General features: G+C 57.0%; 25 protein-coding genes. 15 read left to right on the top strand and 10 right to left on the bottom strand.

Translation table 11 applies throughout. The annotated features are described in order from the left end of the window. Nucleotides 1–61: 61 nt before the first annotated feature. Complete coding sequence (locus BS627_RS03390) at nt 62–1,459, bottom strand: sigma-54 interaction domain-containing protein (protein WP_245306971.1); 1,398 nt, start codon at nt 1,457–1,459, stop codon at nt 62–64. 216 nt (nt 1,460–1,675) lie between these two features. Between BS627_RS03390 and BS627_RS03395 the strand changes: the two genes are divergently transcribed. From BS627_RS03395 to acs, 3 genes are all read left to right on the top strand, one after another. Beyond that, nucleotides 1,676–2,503, top strand: coding sequence for an alpha/beta fold hydrolase (locus BS627_RS03395; protein WP_077981994.1), 828 nt, complete (start codon nt 1,676–1,678; stop codon nt 2,501–2,503). Between the two features lie 14 nt (nt 2,504–2,517). After that, a complete protein-coding gene (locus BS627_RS03400) occupies nt 2,518–4,140 on the top strand; it encodes an MFS transporter (protein ID WP_077981886.1) in 1,623 nt (540 codons plus the stop codon). A gap of 343 nt (nt 4,141–4,483) precedes the next feature. Then, the gene (gene acs / locus BS627_RS03405; RefSeq protein ID WP_077981887.1) at nt 4,484–6,439 is read left to right on the top strand and encodes an acetate--CoA ligase; all 1,956 of its coding nucleotides are present in this window, start codon (nt 4,484–4,486) and stop codon (nt 6,437–6,439) included. A 234-nt stretch (nt 6,440–6,673) separates the two neighbouring features. On the opposite strand, the gene BS627_RS03410 is transcribed toward acs, so the two are convergent. Both BS627_RS03410 and BS627_RS24790 read right to left on the bottom strand, forming a co-directional pair. Further along, on the bottom strand, nt 6,674–8,488 hold the full coding sequence (locus tag BS627_RS03410; RefSeq protein ID WP_077981995.1) for a methyl-accepting chemotaxis protein: 1,815 nt from the start codon (nt 8,486–8,488) through the stop codon (nt 6,674–6,676). Nucleotides 8,489–9,148: 660 nt separating this feature from the next. Continuing rightward, entirely contained in the window at nt 9,149–9,418 is a 270-nt protein-coding gene (locus tag BS627_RS24790; RefSeq protein WP_245306974.1) for a hypothetical protein, read from the bottom strand. 381 nt (nt 9,419–9,799) lie between these two features. Between BS627_RS24790 and BS627_RS25055 the strand changes: the two genes are divergently transcribed. The 4 genes from BS627_RS25055 to BS627_RS03430 all read left to right on the top strand — a co-directional run bounded on the left by BS627_RS25055 (nt 9,800) and on the right by BS627_RS03430 (nt 12,464). Beyond that, a complete protein-coding gene (locus BS627_RS25055; RefSeq protein WP_420836193.1) occupies nt 9,800–10,129 on the top strand; it encodes a helix-turn-helix domain-containing protein in 330 nt (109 codons plus the stop codon). A gap of 104 nt (nt 10,130–10,233) precedes the next feature. Beyond that, on the top strand, nt 10,234–10,986 hold the full coding sequence (locus tag BS627_RS03420; RefSeq protein WP_077981889.1) for a LuxR family transcriptional regulator: 753 nt from the start codon (nt 10,234–10,236) through the stop codon (nt 10,984–10,986). A gap of 63 nt (nt 10,987–11,049) precedes the next feature. Beyond that, a complete protein-coding gene (locus BS627_RS03425; protein WP_077981996.1) occupies nt 11,050–11,715 on the top strand; it encodes an acyl-homoserine-lactone synthase in 666 nt (221 codons plus the stop codon). A gap of 140 nt (nt 11,716–11,855) precedes the next feature. Further along, entirely contained in the window at nt 11,856–12,464 is a 609-nt protein-coding gene (locus BS627_RS03430) for an HAD hydrolase-like protein (RefSeq protein ID WP_077981890.1), read from the top strand. 19 nt (nt 12,465–12,483) lie between these two features. On the opposite strand, the gene BS627_RS03435 is transcribed toward BS627_RS03430, so the two are convergent. The 5 genes from BS627_RS03435 to BS627_RS03455 all read right to left on the bottom strand — a co-directional run bounded on the left by BS627_RS03435 (nt 12,484) and on the right by BS627_RS03455 (nt 16,437). Further along, nucleotides 12,484–14,508 carry a relaxase/mobilization nuclease domain-containing protein gene (locus tag BS627_RS03435; RefSeq protein ID WP_077981891.1) on the bottom strand — a complete coding sequence of 675 codons (2,025 nt, stop codon included), beginning with the start codon at nt 14,506–14,508 and terminating at the stop codon, nt 12,484–12,486. Beyond that, nucleotides 14,474–14,866 carry a hypothetical protein gene (locus BS627_RS03440; RefSeq protein WP_077981892.1) on the bottom strand — a complete coding sequence of 131 codons (393 nt, stop codon included), beginning with the start codon at nt 14,864–14,866 and terminating at the stop codon, nt 14,474–14,476. The genes BS627_RS03435 and BS627_RS03440 overlap by 35 nt, the downstream gene beginning before the upstream one ends. A 4-nt stretch (nt 14,867–14,870) precedes the next feature. Beyond that, nucleotides 14,871–15,179, bottom strand: coding sequence for a hypothetical protein (locus tag BS627_RS03445; RefSeq protein ID WP_245306976.1), 309 nt, complete (start codon nt 15,177–15,179; stop codon nt 14,871–14,873). Nucleotides 15,180–15,280: 101 nt separating this feature from the next. Next, on the bottom strand, nt 15,281–16,030 hold the full coding sequence (locus tag BS627_RS03450; RefSeq protein ID WP_077981894.1) for a ParA family protein: 750 nt from the start codon (nt 16,028–16,030) through the stop codon (nt 15,281–15,283). 8 nt (nt 16,031–16,038) lie between these two features. After that, nucleotides 16,039–16,437 (bottom strand): hypothetical protein, encoded by a 399-nt coding sequence (locus BS627_RS03455; protein ID WP_077981895.1) that lies wholly within the window; start codon nt 16,435–16,437, stop codon nt 16,039–16,041. A gap of 112 nt (nt 16,438–16,549) precedes the next feature. On the opposite strand from BS627_RS03455, the gene BS627_RS03460 reads away from it, so the two are divergent. From BS627_RS03460 to BS627_RS03485, 6 genes are all read left to right on the top strand, one after another. After that, nucleotides 16,550–17,245, top strand: coding sequence for a thermonuclease family protein (locus BS627_RS03460; RefSeq protein WP_245306977.1), 696 nt, complete (start codon nt 16,550–16,552; stop codon nt 17,243–17,245). An 11-nt stretch (nt 17,246–17,256) separates the two neighbouring features. Next, on the top strand, nt 17,257–17,886 hold the full coding sequence (locus BS627_RS03465) for a thermonuclease family protein (RefSeq protein WP_077981998.1): 630 nt from the start codon (nt 17,257–17,259) through the stop codon (nt 17,884–17,886). Continuing rightward, nucleotides 17,883–18,506 carry a thermonuclease family protein gene (locus BS627_RS03470; protein ID WP_077981896.1) on the top strand — a complete coding sequence of 208 codons (624 nt, stop codon included), beginning with the start codon at nt 17,883–17,885 and terminating at the stop codon, nt 18,504–18,506. The genes BS627_RS03465 and BS627_RS03470 overlap by 4 nt, the downstream gene beginning before the upstream one ends. After that, nucleotides 18,507–18,818: a hypothetical protein gene (locus BS627_RS03475; protein ID WP_077981897.1), complete on the top strand. Its 312-nt coding sequence runs from the start codon at nt 18,507–18,509 to the stop codon at nt 18,816–18,818. 2 nt (nt 18,819–18,820) lie between these two features. Next, on the top strand, nt 18,821–19,198 hold the full coding sequence (locus BS627_RS03480) for a hypothetical protein (protein ID WP_089153209.1): 378 nt from the start codon (nt 18,821–18,823) through the stop codon (nt 19,196–19,198). Between the two features lie 182 nt (nt 19,199–19,380). Next, nucleotides 19,381–19,764: a hypothetical protein gene (locus tag BS627_RS03485; RefSeq protein WP_420836191.1), complete on the top strand. Its 384-nt coding sequence runs from the start codon at nt 19,381–19,383 to the stop codon at nt 19,762–19,764. A gap of 30 nt (nt 19,765–19,794) precedes the next feature. On the opposite strand, the gene BS627_RS03490 is transcribed toward BS627_RS03485, so the two are convergent. After that, entirely contained in the window at nt 19,795–20,136 is a 342-nt protein-coding gene (locus BS627_RS03490; protein WP_077981898.1) for a helix-turn-helix domain-containing protein, read from the bottom strand. Between the two features lie 327 nt (nt 20,137–20,463). Here BS627_RS03490 and BS627_RS03495 point away from each other — a divergent pair, with 327 nt between their 5' ends. Together BS627_RS03495 and BS627_RS03500 are read left to right on the top strand one after the other, a co-directional pair. Then, on the top strand, nt 20,464–20,757 hold the full coding sequence (locus tag BS627_RS03495; protein ID WP_077981899.1) for a hypothetical protein: 294 nt from the start codon (nt 20,464–20,466) through the stop codon (nt 20,755–20,757). Nucleotides 20,758–20,766: 9 nt separating this feature from the next. Next, complete coding sequence (locus BS627_RS03500; RefSeq protein ID WP_077981900.1) at nt 20,767–22,113, top strand: hypothetical protein; 1,347 nt, start codon at nt 20,767–20,769, stop codon at nt 22,111–22,113. A 73-nt stretch (nt 22,114–22,186) separates the two neighbouring features. On the opposite strand, the gene BS627_RS03505 is transcribed toward BS627_RS03500, so the two are convergent. Then, entirely contained in the window at nt 22,187–22,513 is a 327-nt protein-coding gene (locus tag BS627_RS03505; protein WP_077981901.1) for a hypothetical protein, read from the bottom strand. Nucleotides 22,514–22,552 lie beyond the last annotated feature (39 nt).

The raw sequence follows: 22,552 nt of genomic DNA on the forward strand, positions 1-22,552 counted from the left end.
ACCAACCGGACCTCAGGCGCTAGATCGCATTCGGCGACTTAAACCTTGCGCGACTGAAGGGCTACTTGCTAGGCGGGCTTTGCTCTTTCAACAGTCGATAGAGTTGCGCGCGGCTGATGCCGAGCACTTCGGCTGCGCGTTGCTTGTTGCCTCCGGTCTGCAGGAGGGCGGCGCGAAGGGCTGCATGGGCTTCGGATTTCATGCGGCTCTTCAAGTCGCTCTTCGCGTCCACAGAGGGAGACCGATGGCGATAATCGAGCGATGCAGTGGATATATGCCCCGTCACGATCATGCGCGTGAGGGCATTCTCCAATTCCCGGACGTTACCCGGCCACGTATGAGCGACAAGCCGATCATGATCCTCAGCTGTCAATACTGGCGCAGGTACGGAGAGCCGGGTGGCGATGCGTGCAAGGAGGTGTTCGGCAAGATGAGCCAGATCGCCCCTTTCTCTCAGGGCCGGAACCTCGATCGGCAGAACGTTCAGCCGGTGATATAGGTCCTCGCGAAAACGCCCCGTCTGCACCAGTTCGACGAGTGGCTTGTTGGTAGCGCAGATGATGCGAAGATCGATGCCGACCGGGTTGGTGCCGCCGACGCGGACGATCTCCCCGGTCTGGAGCACGCGCAGAAGACTGCCCTGCAAGGCAAGCGGCATGTCGCCAATCTCGTCAAGGAAGAGCACGCCGCCTGCCGCCAGTTCGAACTTGCCGGGTTTACCTTGGCTGCGTGCGCCTGTGAAAGCCCCGCCCTCATAGCCGAAGAGCTCTGCTTCGATAAGTTCGCTGGGAATGGATGCGCAGTTGACCCATACGAATGGTCCGGTAGAGCGGACCGACAAGGAATAGATTGCCTGAGCGGCCAATTCCTTGCCGGTGCCTGTCTCACCGCAGATGAGGACAGGCAGATCATAGGCGGCCGCCTGTTTAAGCGCGTCGCGATGCGCTTCCATCAACGGACAAGTCCCGATGACATTGTCGAAACCGAACTTGGCCTGCCAGGCCCTGGGCTTCGAAGGGATGGCGAGTTCCGCTTTTGAAATCCGGCCGTAGGTCTTTTTCAGCGCATCGTAGTCCGAGAACAGCGCCAGACCCACGGCACCGATGATCCGTCCATCCTTGCGCACAGGGACCTGTTTCGTCACCAGCTTGTGGCCCCGCACTTCGAGCGGATAACCAATATGAGTGCCAATACCCCGCGCGACGAAATGAAGTTTGGTTTGCGGCCCCACCACATCGGTGATGTGCCGTCCGAGAAATTCCTCGGCCGTACCGCCAAGGAGGCGGCAATAGGGGTCGTTAATCAGGACGATCGTTCCTTCCGTGTCGACGGCGACGAGGCAATCGGAAACGTGATCTAGGACCAGCCGGAGAAAGCCGGCTTCCTCGGAAGAACCTGCAAGCCATTCGGGAAGGGTCATATCAAGCTGCCTTACTGTTGGTGTTGTATCGCCAAACATATGCTATCGGTTTTTGTCTCATTTGCGAGAATTTTTGTAACGCAGTCGAGACAAGGGGGCTAAGTGCGCCGCCGGCAAGACAGTCGAACGAACCGCCCTCAGTTTCAAATAATCGTTTGTCTTGAGAGTGTTAGATTGCGTTACATTGGCATGCATGGAACTGGCCCATGGCTTGCGATGCTCCCAGGCGTAAAAACCGAAAGGGGAGCAGATACCATGCATACAGAAACAATGGAGATAGGCGACACGATCGTCCGGGTGTCGGGCGCGGGCCAACCGCTCGTCTTCGTGCACGGATTTACGACGACCGCCGAGTTCTGGCGCGAGCAGGTCGAGGCCTTCTCATCCCGCTACAAAGTCATCCGTATCAACCTGCCGGGGCACGGCGTGTCGCCAAGGCCTGCCGTTCGCAGCTATACCATCGACGCATTCGCAAACGACGTGCTCGAAGTCTTCCGTAAGCTCGACATCCGTCAGGCCTTCCTTGTCGGCCTCTCAATGGGTGGAACCATCGCACAAAGCTTTACGCTGGCGCATCCGGAGCGCGTACAGGCGTTGGTGCTCGTTGGAGCGACGCCGCATGGACTCGGAGAGGACGTCAATGTCGATAACGTTCTGAAGGCAATCGACGGCCTCGGCGTCGTCCAGGCCAGCCAAAACGTCATCGATCGGTCATTCGGCAGCGCGGCCAGTCAGGAACTCCTGAACTTTGCCAGGCAGGAGGTCGCACAGACCCCAGATTTCGTTGCGCGCGAAGCGATCGCCTCGCTGAATGCATCCGACAGTCGTTCGCGTCTTGGTGACATCAAAGTCCCGACCCTGGTGGTCGTCGGAAACGAGGATATCATCACGCCGCCGGCAGAGTCGGTGATCCTGGCTGAGGGCATACCGGACAGCAAACTGGAGGTGGTCGAGAATGCAGGGCACTTCCCGATGCTGGAGCAACCTCACAAGTTCAATGAAATGCTGGCAGCATTTCTACGGGCCTGTGAAGATCCGGTTTCTCAGGCGAGCGGCCAAGGCCTCTCGCAACATGCAATCTAGGGGAGGGGCTCGCAATGTCTGTTCATGAAATTTCGTCTGGAAACGTTGCACGGGCCGATGGCCTCGACCGCAATACAAAACGCACGGTCTTCGCTGCAGCACTCGGAACCGTTTTCGAGTGGTATGACTTCTTCATTTATGGGTCACTCGCCGCATTCTTCAGTACGCTGTTCTTCCCCAAGGGCAACGAGACCGCAGCACTTCTTGCGGCACTTGCGACCTTTGGCGCCGGCTTTGTCCTTCGGCCGTTTGGTGCCGTCGTCTTTGGGCGCCTCGGTGACCTCGTCGGCCGAAAGAAGACCTTTCTCGTCACCATGCTTGTCATGGGCCTTGCAACGGCAGCCATTGGCCTCTTGCCGACCTACGAATCGATAGGCTGGGCTGCCCCTGCATTGCTGGTGGCTTTGCGTCTTCTCCAGGGATTGGCTGTGGGGGGCGAGTTCGGCGGTGCCGTTACCTATGTTGCCGAGCACGCCGATCACAATCATCGTGGTTTAACGACCAGCTGGATCCAGATCACGGCGACACTTGGCCTCTTCCTGTCGTTGCTCGTGATTGTGCTGTGCCGAAGCTCGATGTCGCCGGAGGCCTTTGCAAGCTGGGGCTGGCGCTTGCCCTTCGTCGGCTCGATCGTGCTTCTGGTTCTTTCGCTCTACATCCGACTGAAGCTGCATGAGTCGCCTGTGTTCCAGGAGATGAAGGCACAGGGTAAGGGCTCGAAGAATCCGATCGCCGAGACCCTCGGTGATAGCCGGAATCTTCGGCTGATTATGATCGCGATCTTTGGTGTCGTCGCAGGTCAGGCCGTGATCTGGTACACGGGCCATTTCTACAGCCTCTACTTCATGACGACGACGCTGAAGATGACGCATGATCAGGCCAACTTCTACCTCCTGATCGCGCTGACGCTCGGCACGCCCTTTTTCCTGTTCTTCGGCTGGCTTTCCGATCGGATTGGACGCAAATGGATTGTCGTGACAGGTTGCGCACTGTCGGCGTTCCTGATCATGCCACTCTTCCAGGCGCTGGGGACCTACGGCAACCCCACCCTTGCCGAGTTCCGCGCGAAGACGTCGGTCACGCTCGCTGGAAACGACTGCGACCACGACCAATCCTTCGTTGGGCAATTGTTCAGCCCCCAGGCGACGACCGATTGCCAGAAGGCGAAGGCGCTTCTCACGGCCCGGGCGGTTCCCTACACGGTCAAGACCGACGCGGAACCCCTGCAGGTTCAAGTAAACGGCGGCGAGGCGATGCCATATAACGAAGCTGAACTGCTCGCGGCTTTGACTGCAACTGGCTTGCCTGATCCGAAAGCACCCGTTCAACCGAACGGACCCGCAGTGATCGGCATCCTGTTCTGCCTCGTGTTCCTGGCAACGATGGTGTACGGCCCTCTCGGAGCGCTTCTTGTCGAGCTCTTCCCTGTCCGTATCCGCTACAGTGGTGTTTCCGTTGCCTTACAGCTCGGGAACGGGTGGATCGGGGGATTTGCTCCATTTGTCGCGACGGCGGTGGTGATCGCCACAGGCAACATCTTCGGCGGGCTTTGGTATACCGTCGCGTTTGCCGGACTGACGGCCGTGATCGGTGCGCTTCTCCTGCCTGAAACGCGGGGCCGCGATCTGAACAGCTGACGCGGCGAAGTGGTTCACTCAGCAGTCGACTGCCAAGTCTCCTGGTTTCCTGAGTCACCAACAGATCGACTTAGACGAAGTCCGGGCAACTCGCCCGGACTTCTCTTAGGGGCTCGCGGAACGCCCCGTCAAAAGAGTTTCATCAACTCACGAACAAGGCGGACCACGAGTTGAGCTCTGGCCGGTGCAACCGCGGGCCCTCGAATGCTTGAATTTCTGCGAGGACATCCTGCAGCGGTCTCATGCAGCGACCACAAAGCAAGCTGCAGGGGGCTCCTGAGAATCATCCTCCGATGAAGTGCCTGATGCTTCAGTAACATTGCCAATTTATGAGGAGGAATTCATGTCAGCCAAAACCTATCCGGTGCTCAAATCGGCAAAAGTTCGTGCCCTGATCGATGATGAGAAGTACCAGAAGTGGTATCAGGAGAGCGTCGAGGATCCCGAGAAGTTCTGGGACAAGCACGGCCGGCGGATCGACTGGTTCAAGCCCTATACCAAGGTCAAGAACACGTCCTTCAGGGGTAGGGTGCCGATCAAGTGGTTTGAGGATGGCCTGACCAACGTCTCCTACAACTGTATCGATCGCCATCTGAAGACCCACGGCGAGCGCACGGCGATTATCTGGGAAGGTGATAACCCCTATATCGACAAGAAGATCACCTACAACCAGCTTTATGAGTATGTCTGCCGTCTCGCGAACGTCCTGAAAAAGCATGGCGTCAAGAAGGGTGATCGCGTCACCATCTACATGCCGATGATCCCTGAAGCGGCTTACGCGATGCTGGCCTGTGCCCGCATCGGTGCCATCCATTCCGTCGTGTTCGGCGGTTTCTCGCCCGAAGCGCTGGCGGGGCGCATCGTCGATTGCCAGTCGACCTTCGTCATCACCTGCGATGAGGGTGTACGCGGCGGAAAACCGATCCCGCTGAAGGAAAATACCGACAAGGCAATCGACATCGCGGCGAAGCAGTATGTCATCGTCAACAAGGTGCTGGTCGTGCGCCGTACCGGCGGCAAGACTGGCTGGGCGCCTGGCCGCGATCTCTGGTATCATCAGGAAATCGCCACGGTGAAGCCGGATTGCCCGCCGGTGAAAATGAAGGCGGAAGACCCGCTGTTCATTCTTTATACGTCCGGCTCCACGGGCAAACCGAAGGGCGTGCTGCACACGACAGGCGGCTATCTGGTCTACACGTCGATGACGCACGAATATGTCTTCGACTACAAGGATGGTGAAGTTTACTGGTGTACGGCCGACGTCGGCTGGGTCACGGGCCATTCCTATATCGTCTACGGACCACTGGCGAACTGCGCGACCACTTTGATGTTCGAAGGCGTGCCCAATTTCCCGGATCAGGGCCGATTCTGGGAGGTCATCGACAAGCACAAGGTCAACATCTTCTACACCGCGCCGACGGCGCTCAGATCGCTGATGGGGGCGGGCGACCAGTTCGTGAAGCGCTCGTCGCGCTCCAGCATCCGTCTTCTTGGCACCGTGGGCGAGCCGATCAACCCGGAAGCATGGGAGTGGTATTACCATGTGGTCGGTGAGGACAAGAGCCCGATCGTCGACACATGGTGGCAGACGGAAACCGGCGGCATTCTCATCTCGCCGCTGCCGGGTGCGACCGATCTGAAACCCGGCTCGGCGACAAGGCCGTTCTTCGGTGTGCAGCCGCAGCTTGTCGATGCCGAAGGCAATGTGCTGGAGGGGCCGGCGGACGGTAATCTCTGCATCATCGACAGCTGGCCGGGCCAGTCGCGCTCCGTCTATGGCGATCATCAGCGCTTCATCGACACCTACTTCTCCACCTACAAGGGCAAGTACTTCACCGGCGATGGCTGCCGTCGTGATGAGGACGGTTATTACTGGATCACCGGCCGCGTCGATGACGTGCTGAACGTTTCCGGTCATCGACTCGGCACGGCCGAGGTGGAATCGGCGCTGGTGTCGCATCATCAGGTTTCGGAAGCGGCTGTGGTCGGTTATCCGCATCCGATCAAGGGGCAAGGCATTTACTGTTATGTCACCCTGATGGCGGGGCAGAACGGCGACTATGCGTTGCGCGAAGAGCTCGTGAAACACGTGCGCAACGAGATCGGGCCGGTTGCGACACCCGATAAGATCCAGTTTGCGCCCGGCCTGCCGAAGACCCGTTCCGGCAAGATCATGCGACGCATCCTGCGCAAGATCGCCGAGGATGATTTCGGTGCCCTGGGAGATACCTCGACGCTCGCCGATCCGGCTGTCGTAGACGACCTGATCGCCAACCGGCCGAACAAGACGCCGCAGTAAGCTTAACTTCACTGGTACCTATAGGGAGAGGGCCGGTCACCGTTGGCTCCTTCCATCCGACAAATGCCACGACGCAATTGCACCGCCCGTCGTTTCGCAGCCTCGCAGTTTGAGCACTGTTTTGCTCCGTTGGTGGTTGGAGTGGTCCAGCGCCCTCCGGCGGCACGAAGCCGCCGGAGGCAGTAAAGTCTCACTTACGGTAAAAGCAGTTCATTCAACGAACGGGCTAGCGCCTTACGCAGCCTCATAAAGAAGAGTGTCACGATTGCTGGATTCGGATTTGAAGTTGGCAATCAAACTGAGCAGGCCTTCGGTATCAGTTGCCAAAGCCGCCGCAATTTCAGTCGATGCCTGCGCCATGGCAGCATTTTTCTGGGTTGCCACGTCAAGTTCATTGATCGAACTCGCCACGCTGGAGAGTGTCGTGTCCTGTTCTTTGGCGCTACGGGCAATACTTGCTACGAATTCATCGGCTTCTTCTATCTGTCTCGATATTCGCTGGAGCGCCTGACCGGCATTGCCGACAAGGCTCACACCTTCGGTGACCTGAAGCGTCGACTTGGAGATCTGATCCTTGATCTCCTTCGCGGCAGAGGCTGAACGCTGTGCCAGCTCGCGCACTTCCTGGGCAACAACTGCGAAGCCCTTACCGCTTTCCCCTGCTCGAGCGGCTTCGACGCCGGCGTTCAGTGCAAGCAGATTGGTCTGGAAAGCGATCTCATCAATGACACTGATGATATTGGAGATCTCTCTCGCTGAATGTTCGATTCCGGCCATCGCGCTGATTGCTTTCACGACAATTGCTTCGCTCTGGGTAGCTTCCTGGCTGATGGCGCTTACCTTGGCTGCTGCGCTATGCGCTCCCTGCGCTGTTTCCCGGACGGTAACCGCCAGTTCATCAATAGCAGCTGAAGCCTCTTCAAGGTTTGCTGCTTGAAGTTCGCTGCGGCGCGCAAGATCGGCTGACGCGCGATAAATTTCATCCTTACTCACCGAAATGACCTGGCCTTTTTGATTAACGACAGCCAAGGCCAGTTCGAGTTTCTCCATCGCAGTATTGAAGTTCAAGCGCAGGGCAGCATACTTCTCACCTAAATCACCGCACCTTACAGTAAGATCGCCGCGGGATAATGCTTCTAGGGCCCCACTGATTGTGGAAACGACATGCGATTGGACCGATCGTTCTGCCTCTTCGAGCTGCAATCGCTGCTCTCGTTCGGCTTCTAGGGCGAGTTTGTTCTCGGCATCGCGACGCTCCAATTCCAGCCGCCTTCTCACTCTGTCTTGAAGGGTCTTGATCGAAGTGGCCATCATGCCGATTTCACTTGGCTGATCAGTGTAGGGAATTTGATAGGAGATGTCCTGTGCGGCTATTGCACCGAGCGCCTTACGAATCTCCGAAAATGGCACCGTGATGCTTCTCAGCAAAGCGACCGCAATAGCCACGCTGACAGCAAGCACTGAAAGGCCGATAATCGCAGCGTTCTTGTATATCTGGTAGTTCTTGCCGTCGATATCGTCCATGTAGGTACCTGTCCCCAGTACGATCTGCCATGGCGCAAAATCCCGCGCATAAGCCGTTTTCACGACTTGTTCCTCGGCAGGAAGTCCCGGCTTTGGCCAGTAATACTGCAATGATCCGCCCCCATTGCGAGCAAGCTCTATCAATGTTTTGACGACGAGGACCCCGTTTTTGTCCGTGGTGCCAATAAAGTTCGTCCCGACGTCCTTCTTGTCCGGCATCAATACGCGCACGCCATTGTAGTCGTACCCGAATATGTAGCCGGTTGGTTCAAAGCGGATTGCTTCAATTGCGTCGACAGCAGAGGACAGGGCAGCTTCATGACTTAGCATCCCCGATTTCTCGGATTCATAGAAGTGATTCATGATAGAGTAGGCGATATCCACCTGGCTCTTCAACGCCTCGATCCGCTCAACAGAAACACTTTCCATTGCATTTTTGACTAGAACCGCAGCAGTAATAGACAGCGCACATGTGAGACCACATATGAAGAGGACCAATTTGCTACGCATTGAAATATTTCCCATGCTTCCCTCCGGATAATCAAATTTTTTCAAGGCCCCAAATGCGCCCATCGGAGTTCATCCACGCGTTTGCATTAAGATTACAGTGCAGCAGACCATGCTTCGCTGAGGAGATTTGTGTCCGCAAGTATTAATAGTTTCATAGAGACGTGGCCAACTGAGTTCTTTTCGACGTTAATCGGACAATGGTCGCAAAAAGGATAGGAAGCCGGTAATCCGCAGCTATTGATGATGGTCGAACCGGTAGTCTCTAAGTGCGAAATCGCGCTTAGCCGGGTTAACTCTCTATCGAGTTTACCTCACAGAACTTGAGCACTCGCATCTGCGTAATATCCGAAAGAGCTTTAACTGCCCCTGCTTCCAAATTGCTCCATTCGACTTGGGTGCGAGTTTATTCTTGCGCGAGCCCTTGACACAATGTCTCTTGCTTGTGTCGATGCTGAGACTGAGCGTCACATAACTGCGAAAATTGACTGACAATCAATAATGTGCCGAGAAAGCGCTTTTAGATTTTGTGCTTTTAATTCGGGGATTTAAAGTTCAGATCATTAATCTGGCCCACTGTTTGCTACTGATCCTTTACCAACATTTGTGGCTGGGTGACTGACGGATACATCCACTTTAGTGCTGGTGATGGCTTGGTGCGAGGTAACCATGTTAGATCTATCCGAGATTGCCTTTGGACATTGGCGGTTCAATCTGGACCAATTGTCGGGCCTCGATCAAGGTCCCGCCGAACTGCCAGGTCTTGAGCATGACCGAATTGCCGGACATAAGTTTCTCATTGGCCGCACCGGGCGGGCTGGCGGTGATTTCCTTCTGGAAGCAATCAGCGCTCTCTGCACTGCGTCGGATGTTTGTTTCATCTGCCTGCCTGTTGCTGATGCGCTTGAAGTAAGCACCAGGGCGCGACCGCTTGAGATTCAAACTCAAGTTTTTTTATCAGTTAGCGCTAGCGTCACTAAGGAGCGCCTGCGAATAGCTGGCACCAACCATTTGGTGCTCGCGTTCAAGGCCGCCGCACTGGAGCAAGCCTGGAGAGGTCTCGGCAAGTCTGCAACTGGCAACTCCAGATTCAAAGGCACGGTCGACCTCCCTTTACAGAGTGGATCGCAATTCACGGTAATCGCTCGTCTGATATGGAACTCTCTCTATGGTCCGGAAAAACACCAGCTCGGCAGTGAGGCCGTAGACTGTCTTTTTCAAAGCCTCCTCTTTGCAATCTCCCGTGCAACCGCTGTTTATTTGCAATCACGGGATTCTAGGCTTGTCTCACCAGCGATGCCGTTGCACGTGAAGCGGGCTATAGCGTACATGAGGCTCAATTTTGAAAATGCGATATCCATAACGGCCATTGCGAGCGCGGCCGGAACCAGCGTACGCGCCTTACAGATCGCCTTCAAAAGGTTTAAGGGCACGTCACCGGTCAGGTTCTTACTAATGATCCGACTTGAGGTCGCACGCACCGAACTTCTGTGCAGCACTTCATCCTCATCAGTTGCCGTCGCGGCGCGAAAAGCAGGGTTTAGTCACATGGGCCGGTTTGCTGCGGCGTACAGAAATGCGTACGGAGAATCACCATCTCAAACAAGTGCGCGAGCGGTTGCATCATCAGTCGGACCTCACAAAAGTTCCATAAGATAGATTATGCGATATGTTATATCATTACGATTTAATATCCTGCATCGAGACCTACGCTCTGCCGCTCTGTCCTAGCTGTCGAAGCGAATATTTTGTCGGGGTTTCGGATGGAAAGATTTCGGGTAGAAGATGAAGGCTTTCAAGTTGTCGCTCTGGAAATACAGGATGCGCCGAGTGTAGATCATGCACTTCGCATTTTTGAAGCGGCGTATGGCATAGACTTTTCCACCTACCACCTGGCTCTGACCGTAGCTGACGTCGTCGACACTCCCTATGTCCGCACGACCTATCGCGATGCCTGGGTTGCTCGCTACCTGCTAAGGGGATACGTGAAAGTCGATCCGATCGTGCGCGAAGGGCTCGAGCGGCAATTGCCGTTTGAATGGCGCGAGGTCGAGGTCTCACAGGCGGCGCATGCATTCCTGCTCGATGCCCAAGAGCATGGTGTCGGAGCTAACGGATACTCCATTCCCATTGTCGACAAGAAGCGCCGCGCCCTCTTCTCGTTGAACTCCAGGAAGCCTGACAGCGAGTGGAGCAAACAAGTGGAAATGTGTCGGCTGGAGTGGCTTGATCTTGCATTTCTAATTCACAGGAAAGCCGTGTTCGAGCTTCACGGCGAGCATGATCCAATCCCGCAGCTCGCTCCACGCGAGAAAGAGTGCCTTCATTGGTCCGCTCTGGGAAAAACCAACGACGAGATCGCCGAGATCCTCGGCCTCTCAATGCATACCACCAATCGATATCTGATGTCAGCGCGCCACAAGCTCGGGGCCGCATCGACGACATCGGCAACTGCTCTCGCAATTCAGCTTCGCCTAATAAATCCATATGGCAATACGCAGGATTTTGGGAGCTAATCCCTGAATATTTCTCACACGCATGATGTGTTGCACGGTGCCTTCATCAATATGGAGGCACGCATGTATCTTCTTGTCCAGGCGCACGAATATCACAAATATGTCGAATTGCTCGATCAATCGTTCCGGCTAAGGAAAAGGGTGTTCGCGGACCGACTCGGCTGGGACGTCTCGGTCTCAGGCCATACCGAGCGAGATCACTACGACGAACTTCAACCTGCTTATTTGCTGTGGTGCGATGAGGATCGTCAGCAGCTTTACGGCTCAGTTCGGCTCATGCCGACCACTGGCCCCACCTTACTCTATGACGTGTTCCGCGCAACGTTTCCTGATGCGTGTGACCTGATCGCGCCTGGCATCTGGGAAGGTACACGGATGTGCATCGACGAAGATGCCATCGATCGTGACATGCCAGAAATGCGCCTGGATAGAGCCTTTTGCCTGCTACTTCTCGCTTTGTGCGAAACAGCGCTTGCCCATGGCATCCACACGATGATCTCCAATTATGAGCCGCACATGCGCCGGGTTTATCAAAAAGCCGGCGCCGAACTCGATGAACTCGGGCGTTCAGACGGATATGGTCGTTTCCCGGTCTGCTGCGGCGCGTTCGAAGTTTCTCACCGCGTCTTAATCGCAATGCGCAGCAAGCTTCAGGTGAACGAGTCGCTTTATCGCCGACCTGCATTTCCTCACCGCCTTACTGCTTCTCCGACATTGCTGTTCGCCTGACTTTTTCGGCGATAGTTTCTCTTGGGCAGACCCTTTCCACCCTGCTCGCATCGCCCGCATAACACACTCTCTCAGCCGCACCGGTCCTCACATCTCTTTTTGCAGAGGCAAAGCTTACTCCGGGCTTTGGTCGTCAGCGCATGAAAATTGATCCTTACGACGTTCACTGCATTTTCCGGGGCATCGGATCCACCGGTCTGGTGATTTTCGAGAGAGACGACATCCTCCTGAGACGGAAGACGCCTTCAAGAGATCTCACGCTGGGCGACGTCAACGAGGATTTCGTCAAGGCGCTAAAGCAACTAAGAGAGATAAACCTTCGGTTTGGGTTTCTGTCCGACCAACGTGGAATGGACGCCGGATCTCATGGTATTTCCGAACTCGTTGCCTTGACCAGGGCGCTCGATGACTTGTTGAGAATTCATGGGGCCATGCCCGATTTTTGGGTCGGATGGGCTTCGCCGGAGAGCAAAATTAAGCTCCACCATCGAGACTTTATGACACCGAAGCCGGAGGTAGCAGCAATCTCGCGGGCGATGCAATGGTACGGCATCGACAAAACGGAGGCCGTCTTCGTTGGGAACTCGTCGGCAGGTCTTGAGGCCGCAAACCGAAGCAATATCTATAGAATCCGGTATTCAGGGTTGCTCCACGGGAAAGCCCCTTCCACCGCGATGGCGGAAGCTCACCGACTTTCCAATGTTATCGGACGAATCCTCGGCCTGGAACAACGCCGGACGAACTACTAACCGTATGTGTAACACAACATTATCGACCGCGATCCCGATCCTTGTCTAGGGGCGGGCGGAGTTTGATCGACTTTGGGATTTCCCGGCCGCGTTGTTGAGGTTTCTGGCGATCTCGGTTCGAACCATTATCTTCCGGTCGGTTCTGCTCCGCGTTGGACCGGCCAATGCGCAGGGCGTCAAGGGAGCGATTGTTCGAACTCTTGTTGATCACCCCCTGCTCCGCCACGTGGTCGCGACCGGCAGCCGACTTCGTTTCCAAGCTGTCAGAAGAGCGCTTGCCGTTGCTAACGTGCGCGTGGTCCCGGTTCTTGCTCACGCGCGAGTCCAACTGCAGCCCGACCACCTTGCTGATGACACCGGTCGCTTGCTCGAAGAGCAGCCGATCGCTTGGATTGAGAATCTTCGCGGCGACGCTGACTGCGGTGGTTGCGAGCGTCTCCTTTGCAGCTTTTGCCTGCGCAGCGCTAATCGGTGTTGATCGTAGCATGTGTTCCTCTCCTATCACTCTTTTGGGATCCTGTCCTTCGCGCACGGCCGTTTCCAACCGGCGGTACTCACGCTGCAGCGCGATCGAGAGATCGTAACTCAATTCGCGGGCCGTGCTGGGGGCACTGCGGTCTTTGGCAACGCCTTCCAACATCTTGATGACGCGCCCAATTGACTGCTGGGTCTGATCGAATCGCTTCCTCGCCTCTTCCAGCTTCGGCGCCGTGGGCGTATCACGAAGCTTGGAGATTACCTTTTCAACGACATCAGTCGGTGCGGTCGCACCCATGCGGTGAAACATCTCCCACTCCCACCGCTTCACCGGCGGCGGACCGGCACGTTCGACACGCTTTTGACGATCGATAGCTATGCCGCGTTCCCGCGCCTTTTCGGCAAACCGAGTGCGCCACTCCGTGAAGTCCCGGATATTGGGATTGAGCATCTTGCCGCTGGTGTTGCGCAGCCCTACGATCACATGCAGGTGCGGATGCTTATCAAGATCATTTCGATTGTGGACGGCATAAGCGTAGCGGTGACCGAAAAATTGCTCCCTCAGGAAGTCTCGGCCGGCGAGGGCGAACTGAGCCCGGTCGACATTGGCCGGCCCCGACAGCAAAAGATGCATGAAGTCCCGAGGCTGGCGCGTCTGCATGAGCGCCGCGACGATCTTACCTTCTGCCGTGATCTGCTTGTGATCGCTTGTCGTGATCTCGCGCCGAGCGGCGCCTTGAAGATAGCGGCCGCTTCTTCCCGGACGCTCCTCAATGTGCGTCTTTGTAGAAAGCGTTACTTTCGCGCCTCCTCGCTGCATCGCATGCAGGGCCGCCGTGAACCCCTTCGGACCACTTGAAAACTCTGCCGGATAACGTGAGACGGACGTGATCCCCTCCATCCGCAATGCCTTGTCCACACGCGCATCGATTGCGTGGACGTCATCGATATCAGCGGCAATGCGGTTCAGGCTGCTGCGGTCGGATCGGTCCCTCTTTTCATGCGCAATGACCAGCGCGAGGTCCAAACGGGAATGGCCCTTCACACCTTCGCTTACACTGAACGCGTAGGTTCGATCGGTATCGCCAATATCGCGAAATCCCTCGGACGCAAGCGAGCTCACCGCACGGGCAACCTGCTCCCGGCCGGTAGGCTCGAGCTCATAGCTCAGTCGCAGAACGTCCTTGCTTCCTTGCCGACTTCCGAACTCGCGCTCCCATGAACGAACCGCTGCGCTGAGATCGGTGACTTCTCGGCCATCCTGGTCGTGCGCCTTTTCTTCCTTGCTTTGATAGGCAAGCACGTTACGTGCGGAGGTAGCTCCTGCTCCATAGGACAGCACCTTTACGACCACCGCGTTGTTGCCACTCGCTCGGCTGAATGCTGTCCCCGCACCAGCGTTACGCGCTCCTGAGAGTATGCCAACTTTGGTACTCGGCGCCGGCTTTTTCGCTCCGCCGCCCCCGCCGCCGCGACGCCGAAGTTCGTCCTCTATGAGCTCAAAATAGCTCGGCAGCCTGCGGCCTTCGGGCCTAGACCTTGAGCGACTTCTGCTGAGGTCGTTCATCGTATCTCCTGATCAGGTCGGCGATAAAGGTTGACGGTCTGACGAAAGCTGCATCCCTGATTGAATCCATGGCTCCCATGACCTCATCCAGCTTTGCCATGATGGCCGTCCCCAGTATGGCTTGCTCGTCCTTTTGAGAGAGAAACTCTTCGTTGCGAAAGGCGAGCTCGCGGAGGAACTGGTGCATGTTTCCCAACTGCCGGTCATGCTCTTCTAGCATCGCCGGTATATGCATGATCTCCCTGGTAACGATCAGTTTCGCGACGAGGTTGGCGGAGGTATCGAGACGGCTTGCAAGTTGTTCCACGTTGCTGAGGACATGGGCGGGCAGACGGAACATGATGGCGGCTTCACGCATCTGCCTACAGACCCCTCGCCTTCAAGGCTTCGAGGATCAGTCTGTGGGTCGCCGATGAAAGTTGCTCGTGCCGTTCAAGCGATACACGGAAAATCTTCGTCAGCACGTCGTCGTCGAGATAAAGAGAAATGCGCTTCCGCTTGACTGATCCTGCGCTACCCCCGGTTTCACTCTTGATTGCCTGTTCTTGCCGGGTTTTGCTTTTGACCGGAGGGCGCCGGGGCTCCGGCGCCATTTCCTTCTCGACGCTCGGCAATTGCGCCTGGGAAGGATCCTCCGGCATAAGCTTGTCGAGGTCGAGGCTGGTCGGCATGTAGGAGGTCGCATCCTCCTCTACATCCTTCGCCTGATCTTCCCTCGATCGGGCTAGAGCGAGAATGTTGCCAGCTGGCGTTCTTTCCCTCGACATCGCGCTCAGGCGGCCTCGGCCTGCAGGAGGCCAATAAATTCGTTGTTGATCTTTTTGACCAGGTCGATGGCGTCAAGCACACTTTCTGAGGCACGCCGCTTAGCGGAGGGGGTCAGCGCCGGATTGTTCTCGATGCTGGCAAGCTTGGAGTAAAGCGACCCGAAGCCCGCGCCGACGTCGCTGAAGTGATTGCTCTTCCGGATGACTGTGTCAACCATCGGAATTCGGCCACTCGTCAGGATAGCATGAACCTCCGGAAGAGAGCGATTATGCTTGAGCGCGATCATGTCCACATAGTTCCAGATCGCCGCGTACGGGATCGGACCTTGCGACCGCTTTCTGGAAATTTCCTTCAGGATCGTTGCCACCTTGATGGCGGAGGTCGCGGCCGTCGGTTCGGGTATGACGGGTATCAGGACCGCATCGCACTCGTAATAGACCTCAATGGCGCGTTGGTGAACGTATCCGCCGACGTCGTAGATCCGGATATCGGCCGCCGGCGCCTGCGCGAGACGATCGGCAAACCGGTCGTCTGGAGCGACCCGCAGATGCAGCAGCGTGCCATCGCTCGGGAGCAGTCCCCGTTTCATGGAAACATTGTACCAGCGCGTCGACGATTCCTGCTCGTCACAATCGATGAGCAGTGTTCTGTGCCCTTGCTGGGCGAACTCAGCTGCGAGATTGACGTTCAAGGTCGATTTCCCGGCGCCGCCCTTGAAGGTCGATATCGCGAGCGAAAGTGGTTTGCCTGTCATTGAATCCCTCAGCCTCGAAGTTTTGCTTGGGCTTGCGTGCGCTGGCGAGCCGCGATCAGATCGTCGTTGATCCTCGTTGCTTCGCGCTCTCGGGCTGTATCTGCCTTGAGATCCCTCCCTGGCCAGAGCTTCAAGACCGGCAGAAGAAGGAGCACGAAGAAGGTGATCGTCGCGCCTTTGAACCAAGCTGACTGCGCATACAGACTGGCCGCCCACTCCCATAGTGCCCGCGTCCATTCCTCGGGGAACAAGAGATACGAAATCGTCAGCGCAAGGGCGTAAGCAACAAAGGCTGCGATCAATACGCAGGCGGCCGAGACGACCAAAAAGTTGGCGCTCAAGATTAGGAACCAAAGGGCCTTGAACGGGAAGATCACGATCCTGATGGCCGTACGCTGTACCGACATCTACCTTTCTCCATGTCCCGATTTCGCGTTTGAACAGACATATCGCAATCGCGTCGACTTTTCCAGACTTGCACTGCAGTATAATTTTGTGCATCATCCCCAGAGCCAATTGATGACGGACGCAAGCATGAATCCTGGCGCACGACGGCTCACTCAAATCCTCTTCTGCACAATTGCATGCGCGACAAATAGAGTGGCGCTTGCGGGCGAAGAGGATGCCGTCTCAAGATTTGTCGGGCATTATCAGGAGGCTTATGCGGAAGGGCGTGACCTGATCCCTGCCCCCCACAAGCCCCTGGATACTGCGTCGATCGGCGGGCGGCTCGACCTGCACGCCATCGCACCTGAGGCCGCACTGAGCGGAAGCGCGTTTCTTGCGTCGGACGGAACCATCGTCAAATTGGCCGGCGTCCAAGGTTGCCTGTCGACTGAGCAGATGGAATTCGCCGGCCTGCAGACCACATGCACGATGGTGTCGCTCGCGGGCCTAACCGCTTTGCTCGGGGAGGCTGAGGCCGCCGCCGGCAACGCTTTCCCGTGCCATTTCCTCGGGCAGAATAACGGCTCGCCAACCGTACGTTTTGCCGAATGCTTCTTCATGAAAAACGGTGAAACACAATCGCTTTCTGAAGTGCTCATCAGCAAAGGTGTAGCTTTCGCGGCTCGCGATCGCACCAGCCGGGCAGTGTTTCCGGAATATGCGCAGGCAGAAGAACGCGCACAGAAAGCCAGAGCCGGAATCTGGGCTAGCGCCCACTTCACGCATCCCTACGGTGAGCGCTATCGCGCAAATCCCTCCACGAACTGATGAGGTTCCTGATGTTGATGTCCATTCTAGCAGCTTCCGGCTTCTACGCAGGCATCAGCATCATGCCGATGCTGGCCGGCCAAAGTCGTCCTGATGCCACGCGTCACCCGCCGGTAATCATCCCTGTTCAGGCCATCGAGAGCCAACTCGCCGGCGGCAGCGGGGAGAGCGATGGAACCGCATTCGTCCCGTTTCCAGAACAGGCGCAATTCGAAACCGGCGATACGTGGATTTCCGGTGGACGGCGATATCGTCTCTATGGCCTGCAAGCATGTTTGCGCGGAACCGCCGTCACAATTTCTCCCGGTGTTGTGAGGGATTGCGGTGAGCTCAACCTGATCATGGTCCAGGCGTTGATTAGAGATATGAAGCCAGTCTGCACGACCATCAAGGATATCGATCAGAACAATGCCGTGGTCGGCTGCCAGACGACAACAGGCAAACGGCGCTATGATCTTGCAACGTACATGATCGCGGAGGGGTGGGGATTCGCCGCCGTCGACACCTTCGGCCATCTGGTCGTTCCCGGCTACAGGGTAGCAGAAGAAAGCGCACGATCGGCTCGCACCGGCCTTTGGGCCTACGCGGACATGCCTCACCCCGTCGCAATCCTTGCGGGCCAAGGGAGCGCACAACGATGAAACTTGTTTCGCTCTCGATCATATTTTTGACGATGACAGTGGCGGCACCGAAGGCACAAGTCCGGCCAGTTGACATCCCGCGTCAGATTTATGGAAAGGTCCAGGTCGTCGATGCGACGACCCTTGAGTTCAGGAAAGGCGCACAGACAGTGCGGCTTGCCGGATATGAAGCCCCTCGCCTCGAGCAAACGGCAACGAGCGATGGCGTCGACTGGCCGGTGGGCCAGGTCTCGCGGGCCTGGATGATCCTGCGAACACTCGGGCAGGACGTCAACTGCGCACCAATTGCTCGCGACGCCAACGGTGTGATCCTCGCACACTGCTTCGTCGGGGAGACAAACCTCGCCGCCACGGCGATCGCAGAAGGGATCGGCTATGCGTTCAATTACCGCGGCGAACCTCAGGTTCTCGCTTATTTCGATATCGAGAGGAAGGCGCGCGGCCTCGGATACGGCGTGTGGTCATCGCCAGATCTTCTTCCTCCCTGGCTCTTCGCCGCGTCGACGGCGAATGGGGACAAGGCAAGGGATTCTTCACTGGAGCCTGGCGGCGGCTTGCCCCTGCCCTTGCCCGTTGTTCCCGCCAAATCGTCCACTCCCAACGACGTGCATGGAGGTTGAATGAGCCGCATTGTTGCAGCCGCTGTAGCTCTCATACTGATAATCGGGTCGGCCTCGACGGCAATCGCCGAGGATGGCGCGACCCAGAAGCAGATAGACCAGCGCGACCCGGACTTTTGCGGAGCCGGAGGTGCTGGCTGCGATCCTGCCGAGGTGCAACGGTGGAAAGCGGTCGGCAACAGGCTTGCCGACCTCTCGTCAGCCGATCTCAGCCAATACGCCTACGCCTGCGCCAAGCATCCAGATTGGAAACAAGACTGCGAAACGAATCCGATCGTTATCCTGAAACGACTCGGGATCGAGGGATACTGAAGATGGCGCTGAACAAGCCTCCCGGAGGCGCGGTCTTGGCGGCCGCGATGGCCTTCCTGGTCGGCGCGACTGGCGGCTATGCGATCAACGAAGTGATCAGCAGTGGCCGCCAGACTGATCTGGAACACGAGGTCGCCCGGCTGAAAAACGAAGCGTCACAAAAGGCGACAACTGAGGTCCCAAGTGACGAGGAGGCAAGCGCTGCGCTTGCGAAATCCGGACGGTCGATGCGCGTTTCGGAATGCAGACCGCGCCAGACAGTGCCGGGTGTGACTTGCTCAGGCATCATTACGACGACCGCTGGATCATTTGCCGGGACAAGCCAACCCGGCGTGCTTTCCTTTGCGAAAATCGATGGAGTCTGGCGGCAAATCCAATGATAACGTCGAAGGAGCGGACCGTGAGACAAATACTAATATTGGCTGCGATCCTCACCGGATCGGCCTTTCCGCCATCGGCGACAACCGCGAGGGCCGAGGATGCATCGTGGGGCTGCCAGGTTCTGCTGTGCGCCGCTTCACAGAACCCGTCCTGGCACGGCGTTTCCTACTGCGTTCCGCCCATGACAAAGCTCATCGCGGCGATGAAGGAGCCGGGATTTTCGTGGCCTATTTGCCATGAGGCCGAGGCCGGAAAGCCGGGGCACGAGACCTACGAAGACTGCCCGGCAGGCACCACGGTTGGCAGCAGTTCGCAGACTGGCGATGGCCGGAGCAGTGAGCCTGACCAATGCATCAGAACTGTTGATGTTTGCCGATCTCCAGGGCTGCGCGCTTCCGACGGCAATCAGAGCAATATCGTGATACGACGGAGCTTCGGCGATCGAGGCGATAGCTGCATTCAGCAGATCGCGACGCCCCGGCCGCGCCGTGCGGACCCCTATTACTTCGATATCTTGAACGAACAAGGCGTGAAGCAGAGGTTCTGGTTCAACCTGAACCATTAATCCACGTCGAACCAATGTCTCCGCAAGAACTTACGTCGGCTCGTCGGTGGTTTTCTTTTTCCTTCGACGGGCTCGCCACGCGGCGATCCGAGCAAAGTCACTGCCCGAAACTTTGAACAACTCCTCAATCGTGACATTCCACTCGCGCTGCATCTTGTCGAGGGTCGACAGCTTGACATCCCGCATGCCGCGAGTGACTTGCGACATGTACGCCTCCGACACGCCAAGTTGGTCGGCCAGATCCTTGTTCGTCAACCGCCGTTGAGCCTTCAACCGCATTAGACCGATGGCGAGCCGTTCCTGGAAGGAGAGAGATGTCAGGTCAATCACATTCGAAACTTGGTCGGCGCCATCGTCCTTCAACCGCGGCATCGAACGACACCCTCGCGCGGAGTTACCATCAACACACTCCCGAGCGACAGGGACCGATAACTACGCGCATGAGCCCGCCGACAGTCACGTGGATGTTTCAAGGTTCTACCGCTCATCCGATGCATAGGCTGTCCAGAGACCAAAAAATTTAGCGTTAACGTTCTTATCTTGTGTTCGACTTCAATACACCGCAGCGGCCAGCCTGTGCAAGTGAACCCCACGCCTCACGAAATGGACGGCTTAGTCTCCTTGTAGACCAATCTCTGATTGCTCAAACTTTAACTGCGGTTAAATTTTTGATCTGTTTCCTGTGAGAGGAGAATACCTATGAGATCCCTTGAACGGCTTGGCTATCGGATCGACCTGCATCAATTAGGAATGGCGATCCTATTTCTGGCGCTCGCATTCGTCGCCGCTCGACTGACTTTCCGAGATAGCCTGACCTTGGGCTACGCGATGGTTATCCCATGCTACATCTTCCTATCCGTCATCACTGAAGGTGCTCGGTTGAGGAGAACCAGTTTTTGGGGCATTCGCGGCTGGGCGGAAACGGCCTTCGCGCTCGCTTGCTCCGCGGGCGTTGGATATCTCGGCTTCAGCCTATGGTCGATCGGGTACTGATAGCGATCGATGCGTATCGTCGTCCGCAACAGCCCGATCCATGCCTTGATGGAACTAAGCGACAGCGAGGCTATCGCGTTGCGTGCCTGGTACGGCAACGCGGCCTCGAGCGCCGATGAGGCAATTGCGCTTTCAGTTATTCGACACGTCAAGGTGATGAATGGCTGGATCGAATGTGACTGCCTGAAGGCACAGCATCAGCCGTTGCTTGCCCCAATCCAACAGGAACGCACCTTCACGCTGCGGCGACTGACGCCGAAGGATAATACCTCGGGTCGGCATGAAGTGCGGCCGAACCACGCCCTCTCCTGTCCGTTTCACGTCGACAAAGACGCCAGCCCCGCTCTCATTGACCGCGGCTTTCATCTCCGCCCTCTGCCGAGATCCGCGCGTGCATACATTGACGCACTTCCCGCCATTCCCGACCGCCTGGCCGATGTCTCAGGTCATGAACCCTCCAGATCGAGCGAACGAAATGACCGGCCCTCCAGACTGGGTGGCGTGCTGTGGCGGATGCTTGATAGGGCGGGTACGAACGTGATCCCGCCGCTGCAGGATGAAGTTGATTTCACGCTTGCCAATCAGTTGTCGCGGCTGCGTTCCGCCGCGCGTGAACTAAGAGTGCTCAGGACCTGGACGCTGAACGCGCTTTTATCGACTTGGGGTCCTGACTATTGGAACCCAGAGAGCCGCTGGCAGCAGCTGCTCGCGGCCTCACGCGGCGACTGGCCGGAGGGCCTTCGCCGTACCGGTTTCATGCTGTTGTTTTCAACCAGCGTTTCCACGCAAGCCATCATGCCGGCATCCACCTCGCGGACAATCGATATCCTCTCCAAGGTGCGCCAGCCGCTTCGGGGCGACCCGGCAAGCCGAGGACCGTTCCTGACGCTGCTGAACGTGGATTTTCAGGAAGACGATGAAGGACCGGTTCGGGCTGTGCAGGCCTACGCTCAACCTGTCTACAACGGCGATACTCTCTTCCCCATCGAGTCCGGATTTGAGCGTGACGTTTCCCATCTGCTGTTTTGGCTTCAGCAATCGCTCTTCTATCCCGCGCCAGAACTGCGGATCACCATTATCAAGCCCCTCTTCGCCATGGAAACGCCCATCGGCCCGTGCAGGCCTGACTTCGTCTTGGAAATTGCGAATAGAGATCAGCCACCGCGTAGACTGCTCGTCGAGGCCCTCGGGATGGAGACCGAGGAATATCGTGACGCCAAGGAAAAAACGATCCCGCGAATGAAACATCTGGGGCCGATCTTTGCTATTTTTCCGGAAGATCTTACCGAAAAGAATTCCGAACAGACCGGGCGCCGGCTGCAGGCGTGGGTCGTCGAGAAAATAAGCGATCGCTGAGGCTGTGGCGGAACAGATGAACGACGATCGGCGTAAGGAAATAAGTGCGCGGTCACGTTCTCCACGCCTTTAGCTATAGCCGTGGCGAGCCGCCATTAATCTCGGATTCGGCTGCCTCGAGCAGAGCGCTCTGAACACGAGACCCGATTTCCGGCGGGCAGTTGCCGAACATGGTGCATACAAGCTCGCACGCGAGTTCGGCGATCGTCGGCGTGAGCAGAGTTGGAACATTTGCATCGGCTCCCTGGCGTTCGAGTTCGGCTTCGATGGCGCGCTTTTCCACTGCCCGCTCCTTGACCATCAACCAGAGACCCGCGTTAGCCTTGGCTGCAGCAACAATTCGTCGGATACTCTCATCTTTCAAAAGACCCCGATTCTCGAGGTATCGGATTTCGCCCATGGTATGTTCCTCCTTCAGTCAATCCCAAATGACAAAGGT

The organism is Agrobacterium salinitolerans, from assembly GCF_002008225.1.
Taxonomy (GTDB): Bacteria; Pseudomonadota; Alphaproteobacteria; order Rhizobiales; family Rhizobiaceae; genus Agrobacterium; species Agrobacterium salinitolerans.